The 6,241-nt window shown below is 45.1% G+C and carries 5 protein-coding genes; all 5 read right to left on the bottom strand.

Annotation, left to right across the window (positions count from 1 at the left end; all coding sequences use genetic code 11):
* Nucleotides 1-388: 388 nt before the first annotated feature.
* Nucleotides 389-1,999, bottom strand: a complete 1,611-nt coding sequence (locus G9G54_RS19315) for a LysM peptidoglycan-binding domain-containing protein (protein ID WP_165179238.1) — start codon at nucleotides 1,997-1,999, stop codon at nucleotides 389-391.
* A 159-nt stretch (nucleotides 2,000-2,158) separates the two neighbouring features.
* Nucleotides 2,159-3,043, bottom strand: a complete 885-nt coding sequence (ilvE, locus tag G9G54_RS19310) for a branched-chain-amino-acid transaminase (RefSeq protein WP_023989941.1) — start codon at nucleotides 3,041-3,043, stop codon at nucleotides 2,159-2,161.
* Between the two features lie 17 nt (nucleotides 3,044-3,060).
* A complete protein-coding gene (gene pheA / locus G9G54_RS19305) occupies nucleotides 3,061-3,960 on the bottom strand; it encodes a prephenate dehydratase (protein WP_023989942.1) in 900 nt (299 codons plus the stop codon).
* Nucleotides 3,957-4,925 (bottom strand): homoserine kinase, encoded by a 969-nt coding sequence (gene thrB, locus G9G54_RS19300; RefSeq protein ID WP_165179237.1) that lies wholly within the window; start codon nucleotides 4,923-4,925, stop codon nucleotides 3,957-3,959. The genes pheA and thrB overlap by 4 nt, the downstream gene beginning before the upstream one ends.
* 27 nt (nucleotides 4,926-4,952) lie before the next feature.
* A complete protein-coding gene (locus tag G9G54_RS19295; protein WP_069290208.1) occupies nucleotides 4,953-6,239 on the bottom strand; it encodes a homoserine dehydrogenase in 1,287 nt (428 codons plus the stop codon).
* Nucleotides 6,240-6,241: the final 2 nt, after the last annotated feature.

Below are 6,241 nucleotides of genomic sequence, written 5' to 3'. Positions count from 1 at the left end.
ACTCGTTGTTCAGTTTTCAAAGATCAAACCTGCATTATGTCTTACTTTGTTTCACCACCGCATCTCAGCGGCGACTTAAATAATATATCATGTTTTCTACGTCTTTGCAACACTTTTTTTTCAAGAGAATTTTTTAATCAATTCTGCTTTGTTTTCGTGTTGCTAACTATCTTGTAAAAGACAGCTATAAGAATATACCACATAAATACGCTAAATAGCAACACCTTTTTTTGAATTCTTTTTTCATCTTTAAATCACTGCATTTAAATAAAGAGACCATTATTCCCACAAGCAGAATAACAGTCTCTTTAACATTCATTTCTTTCTCTTAATGAATAGTAAAACCGGGCACTACTAGGAGGTCCCTCTCTTTTTACATTTAGCCACGTCAGTCCTTAATCCATGGATTTTTACGCGAACGAGCATTATAGGATGAGGAACGGGGTTCTCCTCCACTTGAATTATGGGATTTTTGCTTCTTATTGCTAGCATTTTTACTGGAAACCTTGGCTTTGGACGTCTCTTCTTTGGATGTACTGCCAGAACCGTCTTTTGATTTACCTTTACGCACGCTACGATCCTTTGGTTTAGAAGAAGAAACAACTTCATTTTGGGATGCAATAGTCAGATTGTTACCCATCTCCTGCGTTCCTGGAATTGCTGGTGCCGACTGGACGTTCTCTTCCCGGCATCCACAGTCTGGCATAAACATATAGGGGGTTGTATATCCCTCTAATGGATACATAGGTGCATTCCCATGCGCAAACGGATGATAAGGGGAATTCGCAGATTGTTGTCCTTGTAGCTGGCTATAGTCGGACACGTTTCCACCCGCAGGCAAACCATATTGAGGTCCTCCCCATGCCTGGCTCCATTGACTGCCCTGGACTGTACTCTCTGGATACTGCTGCGGATGCCCTTGATGGATAAAGGGAGGATAGACGGGGTAGGATGCATTTTCAGACGCCTCATGACTCGGATAATATCCAGGGGCGCAGCAATCTGAATAGGCAGGATAAGGTGTTGGATGGGCATTTATGGGTGATGTCTGCACAGGCCCCCAGCACCATGGATGCTCACATTCATGATGATAGCCCTGATCAGAAACTACAGTAGGAGAGGCATATTCTGCTAAGGAGGTATTTATAGGCGCATTCCCCAAAGTTTGTGGAGACCCAATCCCCGGATACCACGAGTTCGGCATTGCATTTATTTGTGGGCTATAATCAAATGTCGGCTGTTGTATCGACCACTCGGAATTCACCATCGGCTCCGATTTTGTGCAGCCGCAAAATTTTTCAGCTACAGGTTGCTTCACAACAGTTGTAGGAAGCTGTGGCTTAGATGCAATCGGTTGGGTAACTATAGGTTGCATTTGAGGTGGAGCAGGTGGAGTAACTATGGGCTGCATTTGAGGTGGAGCAGGATTTACGGGTGCCATAGGAACTTCAGGCAGTTTTAATTCAGGAAGCTTAGGAGGATTCACTGTTTCTTTTGGCTGTGTCATCTCTTCTTTAGGGCTAGGCATTTTCTCCTGCTTAGGCTGCGTTAACTCCGCCTTGGGCTGGGTAAGTTCTTGCTTGGTTGGGGATTCAGGTTTAGGCTGTGTCATCTCTTCTTTGACTGCGGTATTTTTTTTATTCTCAGTAAAATCAGACGCCTCTTCTTTGTAGTGTGGAATATTAACTGTTTCTCCAACCAGAAGTGCGTTCGGGTTTTTAAGCTGGGAATTGGCATCAATAATTAGCTTAAGCGGTACATTCCACGCCTTGGACAACTTCCACAATGAATCTCCTTGCTTAACCTTGTGTTGATATACCGTTGACGGCTGTGTTTCCATCGTAACAGGGTCTGTTGGAATTTTAATTTTCTCGCCGATGCTCAACTGATTAGGGTCTGCCAATTGGGGATTGGCGGCAATAACTTTCTCCAGCGTCACATTATACTTCTGTGCCAGCAAGTACAGAGTGTCACCTTTTTTGACGATGTGTATTTTCACAGGTCACAAACCTCCTAGACTTTCGTTCGGGCGGGATAAACGCCCGGCTTCTGTTATTACATCCTATGCACCTCCCGGGCGAATGACCCCATACAAACAAAAAAATCCTCTCAACCGAATACTCTCACGAGCATTCAGCTAAAAGGATTCGGTTTTATTTTAGTCCTGCCACACTTTGTAGCCATCCTTATCCACGATCTTCCGGAACTCAGCCAGGAGCTCCAAAGTCACTGGGCCAGCAACACCGGAGCCGATCGTACGACCATCCACTTCATAAGCTGCAATAACTTCTGCCGCAGTTCCTGTAAAAAACACCTCGTCCGCAACATATACATCATGCAGTGTAAAAGGTTGTTCCTTAAGGGGGTATCCAAGCTTAGTACACAAATCGATAATAGCATTACGAGTAATCCCTTCAAGCGCTCCCAAATAGCAAGGAGGTGTATATAACACTCCATTTTTGACAATGAAAATGTTGTCCGCAGAGCCTTCTGTCACATACCCTTGGGAATTGAGCATAATAGCCTCACCTACACCAGCATAGTTAGACTGGATCTTCACGAGGATATTGTTGAGATAGTTCAATGATTTAATCTTCGGATTCAAAGCATCTGGGATGTTGCGACGCTGAGAGACAGAAATTGTCTTCAGGCCAGTCAAGTAAGCTTCTTCCGGGTAAATGGCGAGCTGTTCCACGATAATGATGACACTCGCCTTCGCACAACGAAGAGGATCTAAACCTAGATTTCCTGCACCTCGGGATACAATCAGACGGATATATCCGTTACGCATTTCGTTAAGACGAATCGTTTCAGCCATTGCTTCCAACATCTCATCAGGAGACAACGGAATGTTTAACTGAATGGATTTCGCAGAATCATACAGACGCTCCAAGTGCTCCTTACATTTAAAAATATTCCCGTTATAGATACGAATGCCCTCAAATATACCGTCTCCGTACAAGAATCCATGATCATATACGGAAACCTTTGCGTTTTCCTTAGTCACATGCTGCCCATCCAGATAGATCCATTGTTCTGCCATTAAAACCACACCTCCGATTAATGTTCCTTTAAAATAGGTTCGATCGCTGCTTCAACATACTTGTAACTTGGATAAGAGCCAAGAATACGTACATGGCATCCCAAAGCCTCAATCTCTGCAAAGGCTGCCGGAAGCAGAACGGAATGCAGAGATTCCAAAACTTCAATGTAAAAATAATAATTCCCCAATTGCTTTTTGGTCGGACGCGATTCAATACGGGACAGATTTAACCTGCGCCATGCAAATGCGGATAAAACCTGATGCAGCGCTCCCGGGAAATCCTGCGGTGGCGTGACCAAAATACTGGTTCGCTGACCTTCAGGTGTACCCGGGAGACTTATAGGTTGATGGCCGATCAAGACAAAGCGGGTAAAGTTGTTATCGTGATCCGTTACTTTGCTGGCCAAAATATCCAATCCGTGTTTGGCAGCCGCGAGCTTGGTTCCGAGAGCGGTCCAGCCTTTACCGGGGTTATGTTTAACAATTTCGACGGCTTCTGCCGTACTTCCTGCACCCTCCAGCTCGGCCTGAGGAGCGGAAGCCTGTATGAATTCTTTACACTGGGGAAGCGCTACAGGATGAGACATAATTTTGACCACTTTGCTCAAATCCAGCTTGTCCAAATCCTTCGTAAACTCACTACGATGTCCAATAAGATTTTGAATTGAAGGATATACCCATTCCGCCTGCATTTGAATGTCTACTTCATGTACAAGCCAGTCCATATGCAAACTTACAGAGCCATCAATCGTATTTTCAATGGGAATTACACTATAGTCTGCCTGTCCCTTGTCTACTGCCTGAAATACGTCCGCAATATGCTTGTAAAACAGTAATTCATGGGGCGTATCTCCTAACAAATACTTAATCGCTTCATGAGAAACGGTCCCCTCAGGAAGAAGTGCAATTCGTTTCATATCGTAAGTTCCCCTTTAATCATATCCATAAAAGGGAGTGTATTCCCTTCTGTATATACTTTAACTCCTTCACTCTCAGGGCGCAATTTTAAAACAGAAGCAGTGATCCCCTCTTTGTTCATGGTATCCGTTAAATACTGCTCCAGCTCCGCTTTCCGATTCACCCGTTGATCCGTCAATGCCAGCAGCGTCGGTCCAGCCCCACTGAGAGCCACACCCAAGGCACCATAATGGTGCGCATCCTGCAGGATCTCTGTCATACCCGGCACAAGCGCCGCACGGTAAGGCTGATGAAGCTGATCACGCATCGCTTCGGCAATTAAATCGGTTCTTCCCGACGCCAATGCTGCTACTAGCATGGAAGCATGACTTATATTATATACGGCATCCTTCAATGATACATGCGCGGGTAGAACCTCTCTGGCTTTCGACGTGGACAGCTGAAAATCTGGAATAACTACCATAACCTCCAGATTGGCATCTGGTTCAAGCCGTAAATGCCTAGCATGCTCGCCGTCCCACATCGCTGTAATAATACCACCAAACAGGGAAGCTCCAACATTGTCCGGATGTTTTTCAATGGCGCTTGCCATATCGAACAGCTTGGAATTCGGCAGAGGCGAGCCAATCAACGTATTGGCAGCGACCAAGGCGCCCACAATAGCAGAAGCGCTGCTACCCAAACCGCGGGTAAGCGGAATATCCGAGTACATCGAAATATCGAGCTCAGGAACAGATACACCTGCTTCCCGAAAAACCATTTGTGCTACCTTGAAAATCAGATTAGTTTTATCTTGGGGAACACCATTCATTTCATCTCCGTATAAATGAAAAGCCGTCTGTTCGGCCTCCTTCATTTCAATCCATGCATATAAGGACAATGCCATGCCCAATGTATCAAAGCCGGGACCCAAGTTGGCCGTACTCGCAGGCACACGCACTCTTGCTGTTTTTAAAACGGTCATACAGACAATTCCTCCTGCTTTTATTGACTATCCCTCTACTCGATATACGCTCTTGATGCGACGAATGACGTCTAAAGTTTCAAAATGCTCCAAAACCTTTTTCATACTCGCTTTACTGGCTAAATGAGTCACGATAATAATTTCAGCATCGGGGTTAACCTCATTCGGTTGCTGCACAACAGATGCCAGACTGACATTAAATTCAGCAAATACTTGCGTAATCCGTGCCAACACCCCTGCTTTATCATCCACATGCAGAAGCACGAAGTTTTTGAAATACACATCTTCGTCGTTACTAATTTTTTTAGGGTTGTAAGGAACGATGGCTTTAAGTCCATTGACACCAAGTTTGAGATTTTTCACTACAGCTACTAAATCAGCTACAACCGATGTTGCCGTCGGCATTTCACCTGCACCCGCACCATAAAACATGGTTTCACCCACTGCTTCACCATGCACATACACCGCGTTGAATACCCCGTTCACCGAAGCCAATGGATGCTGCTTGCGTACCATGGTCGGCTGAACGTTAATCGTAAATTCATCACCCTGACGCTCTGCAATGCCGAGCAATTTCATTTCATATCCTAGTTTTTTAGCAAAAGCAATATCTTCACTGGTTACCTTTGAAATGCCGCTGACACTTACATCCTTGAGCTCTACATTAGAGCGGAAACCGAGCGTGCCGAGAATTGCCATTTTACGAGCTGCATCCAGTCCTTCCACGTCTGAGGTCGGATCGGATTCAGCATACCCAAGCTCCTGCGCTTCCTTGAGAACTTCCTCGTACGAGGCTCCTTCCTGACTCATTTTTGTTAAAATAAAGTTGGTCGTACCGTTCACAATCCCCATAATGCGGGTAATACGGTCGGAGGAGAAACCTTCAATGAGTGTACGAATAATCGGGATACCGCCTGCTACACTAGCTTCATAAAAAATATCACATTGCTTTTCCTGCGCCTTTGCCAATACTTCAGAACCGTGCAAAGCCATTAAGTCCTTGTTAGCTGTTACGATGTGTTTACCCCGCTCCAACGCTTCAAGAATGTACTCCTTCGTCTGATCAACCCCGCCCATGACTTCGATAATTACATCAATTTCAGGGTCTCGAATAACTTCCCATGGGTCCTCAGTAAGCTTGGCCGTGTCCACTTCAATGGAACGATATTTTTCTATGTTTTTTACAGCTATTTTTTCAATGATGATCGGTGAACCGACTTGTCTGCTCAAATCTTCCTGATTGCCTTCTACGATTCGAACGACTCCCGTTCCTACCGTCCCCAAACCTAACAATCCTACTTTGACCGGTTTCATCC

The organism is Paenibacillus sp. EKM212P (assembly GCF_011066115.1).
Classification (GTDB): Bacteria; Bacillota; Bacilli; order Paenibacillales; family Paenibacillaceae; genus Paenibacillus; species Paenibacillus polymyxa_B.
The sequence above is the reverse complement of the archived record's forward strand: the minus strand, read 5'-3'. Positions and strand labels throughout refer to the sequence as shown.